Genomic DNA, 3,440 nt, shown 5'->3' on the forward strand with positions numbered 1-3,440 from the left:
CTTTTGGTAAGGGATCTGTTATGAAGCTAGGTGATAGCCAATTTACGAAGGTGCAATCAACGTCAGCTGGTTCATTGAAGTTGGACGTGGCTCTTGGCATTGGTGGCTACCCTAAGGGTCGTATCATTGAAATCTATGGACCTGAATCATCAGGTAAGACAACGTTGGCTTTGCACGCAGTTGCTGAGGCCCAACGTAATGGCGGAATTGTCGCTTATATCGACGCCGAAAACGCGATGGACGTTGAGTATGCTAAGGCATTGGGCGTTGACGTTGATGAGTTGCTGTTGTCACAACCAGATACTGGTGAACAAGGATTGGCAATTGCGGATGCCTTGATTACATCAGGTGCAATCGACATGGTCGTTATTGACTCTGTTGCCGCATTGACGCCAAAGGCTGAAATTGACGGTGAAATCGGTGATTCAACGGTTGGTTTGCAAGCACGTATGATGTCACAAGCTTTGCGTAAGATGTCAGGTGCTATTTTGAAGACTGGTACAACAGCCATCTTCATTAACCAATTACGTGAAAAGATCGGTATCATGTTTGGTAACCCAGAAACAACGCCTGGTGGACGTGCGTTGAAGTTCTACTCATCAGTACGTTTGGATGTCCGTCGTAAGGGTGGTATTGATGCGACGAAGGCTGATGGGGATGATATCAAGTCGGTTGGTAATTTGACACGTATTAAGGTTGTTAAGAACAAGGTTGCGGCGCCATTCCGTGAAGTGGAAGTTGAAATCTTGTTTGGTAAGGGAATTTCTAAGACTGGTGAAATGATTGACTTGGCGGCTGATAAAGATATTATCGTTAAGTCAGGGTCATGGTTCTCATATAATGGTGAGAAGATTGGTCAAGGAAAGGTCAATGTTATTCGTTGGTTGGAAGACCCAGAACACAAGGCGATTTACGATGATGTCTATAACCAAGTTCGTGAAGCCTACATCGGTAGCCATGATGGCGCCGATGGTTCAGCTGATGATAACGACACGTCAGCTGATAACGTGGATGATATTGAACTCGAAATTGATGAAAACTAAGTAACTTTTGGAAACTCGTATTATGGTACAGCGATGTAGTGTAGTACGAGTTTTTTGATGCCGATTTTCAGGTTATTAAGTTATGTCATAATTGGGACGTTGAATGCCGCGATTTATTCGCGATAATAGGCCTTTTATCGCCACAACAAAATAGTTGTTCTATACTAATCATGTAATAAAAAAGGAAAAGGAAGTTAATCACTGCGAAAGCAGTTGGAGGTAGTCATCATGGCATACACTAGACAAGAAGTACAAGATTGGGTAAAGAAGTTGGATTTGAACACTTGGGGACCTACTGAGGTTTACTGGTCAGACCAATTCCACCGCGTGCACGTTATTGCCGCAGATGCAGAGAGTGAAGCAGTTACGGCTAAGATTCACGCAGCAGTGGAAGCTGAAATCGCTGCAGGCACGACTGATGAAACTGACGCACGTGATTTCCTAGAACACCTTATCGTGACAGATTACGCTCAAGAAGATTAATACGCTGGGCAAGACAGTGGCTCGCCCAATAAAAACTAACAAATCCCAGCTTTGTCGACTCATTAGGTCGTAAGGCTGGGATTTGTTGTTAGGTAAAAAACGACTACTTGAAAAAGAGTAGTAATTAAACCCAAATTGTAGTACCATGGAATCACTAAATTTACGTAGGGGGACCCCTGTTTATGGAACCATATGAAGCCGAGCAGCAACGCTTGGATACCGTCTTGGAGAAGATTCAAGACGCGAAGGTACAAAATGATTTAGATCGAAAAAATGCTGAACAAAAACAGGCTGACGTCGATAATGGGTGGAACGATGTCCGCTTTAGGTCATCAACGTACGGCAGCTTGTTCGAAACGGCGATGTCTGTACGTCAACAGCAACAGATGTTACAAGAACGTGAATTGGCGATGAATTCAGTTGAGCACCAAGCGGTTGTCTTGGACCGTTTACAAGCGCGACCATACTTTGCGCGTATTGATGTGCAAGAAGCTGGTTCAGAGACGGTTGAACCAATTTATATCGGCTTGGCATCGTTCTCTGATTCACCAGATAATTTCTTGGTTTACGACTGGCGCGCACCAATTTCTTCTATTTATTATGATGCGGGTTTGGGCAATGTGACCTACGAAACACCAGATGGCAAGCAGGAAGCAAATGTTCACCTGAAGCGTCAATTCCAAATTGAAGATGGCACGATTGTGACGATTTTCGACACCGACGAAGCTGTGGGTGATCAAATGTTGTTGAATGCTTTGTCTGGTGAATCAACAACTAAGATGAAGTCAATCGTGACGACGATTCAAAAGGAACAAAATAAGATTATCCGAAACACGGCCGCTGAATTGCTGTTCGTACAAGGAGCGGCGGGTTCTGGTAAGACTTCAGCTGTTTTGCAACGTGTGGCATACCTACTTTACCGTTATCGTGGTCATTTGACGTCTGGTCAAGTGGTCATGTTCTCACCAAATCAACTATTTAACGATTATATCGACCAAGTTTTGCCTGAATTGGGTGAGCAAAACATGGTTCAAATGACATATTACCAATACGCATCACGCCGTTTGCCAAAGTTGCAACTTGAAACGTTACAAGAACGTTTTGAGGCGCAACCAGCCGGCGCTCAAAAGCGTATCATTGACTTGAAGGGTACAAGTGTCTACTTCGATGCCATGCAACGCTATGCTGATGGCTTGAACAAGGCTGATATTAAGGTCCGCCCAATTAAGTTCCGTGGGCAAGAAATCATTTCTAAGGAAAAGATTGTCGACATTTATTATTCATTCAATGAGAACTATAAGCTGGGTAACCGTCTTCAAGGGACGAAAGAACGACTAATGAAGATGTTGCAAGGTCGAATTGGTAATGAGATGCAAGCTGATTGGGTCGAAGCTGAAATTCAAAACTTGACGAAAGAACAGTATGACACCATGTTGGGTGATAACCCGCGTGAGTTTAAGTCTGATGAAGAAGAAACCAAGTATTTGGCTAAAATCATTGTGACGAATGCCCTGGCGCCAATCGCCAAGGGTGTCAACCGAAATCGTTTTATCAATATTAACAATCAATTTATTCATTTCTTGCGTTCTGTGCCAAAGTTGGTTAACTTGGCGGCCTACGATATTACGGAAGCGGATTGGACCAAGTCGGTTGAATACACAGTGAATAAGATGAAGAACGGTGAATTACCAATGGCCGACATGACACCATTTATGCTGTTATTCGACTTGATTAAGGGTAGTCGCGGTGAGCGTGGCATTCGCTTTGTCTTTATTGATGAAATCCAAGACTACACACCATTCCAATTGGCCTTTTTGAAGTTTAGTTTCCCACGTGCTCGCTTTACGATGTTGGGTGATTTGAACCAAGCCATTTTCACGAAGGAAAACGCCGTCAGTTTGCAGGATGAATTGT

The 3,440-nt window shown here is 43.7% G+C and carries 3 protein-coding genes; all 3 read left to right on the forward strand.

What is annotated here, in order from left to right:
* Positions 1 to 1,043, forward strand: a 1,043-nt coding sequence (gene recA, locus WEIDD23_RS00275; protein WP_242865345.1) for a recombinase RecA, incomplete at its 5' end; no start/stop codon positions are given.
* 228 nt (positions 1,044 to 1,271) lie between these two features.
* Positions 1,272 to 1,526, forward strand: a complete 255-nt coding sequence (locus WEIDD23_RS00280) for a hypothetical protein (RefSeq protein ID WP_010370500.1) — start codon at positions 1,272 to 1,274, stop codon at positions 1,524 to 1,526.
* Positions 1,527 to 1,708: 182 nt separating this feature from the next.
* The coding region (gene helD, locus WEIDD23_RS00285) for an RNA polymerase recycling motor HelD (protein ID WP_242865346.1) at positions 1,709 to 3,440 on the forward strand (1,732 nt) is incomplete at its 3' end.

The organism is Weissella sp. DD23 (assembly GCF_001579105.1).
In the GTDB taxonomy this organism is placed as follows: Bacteria; Bacillota; Bacilli; order Lactobacillales; family Lactobacillaceae; genus Weissella; species Weissella cibaria.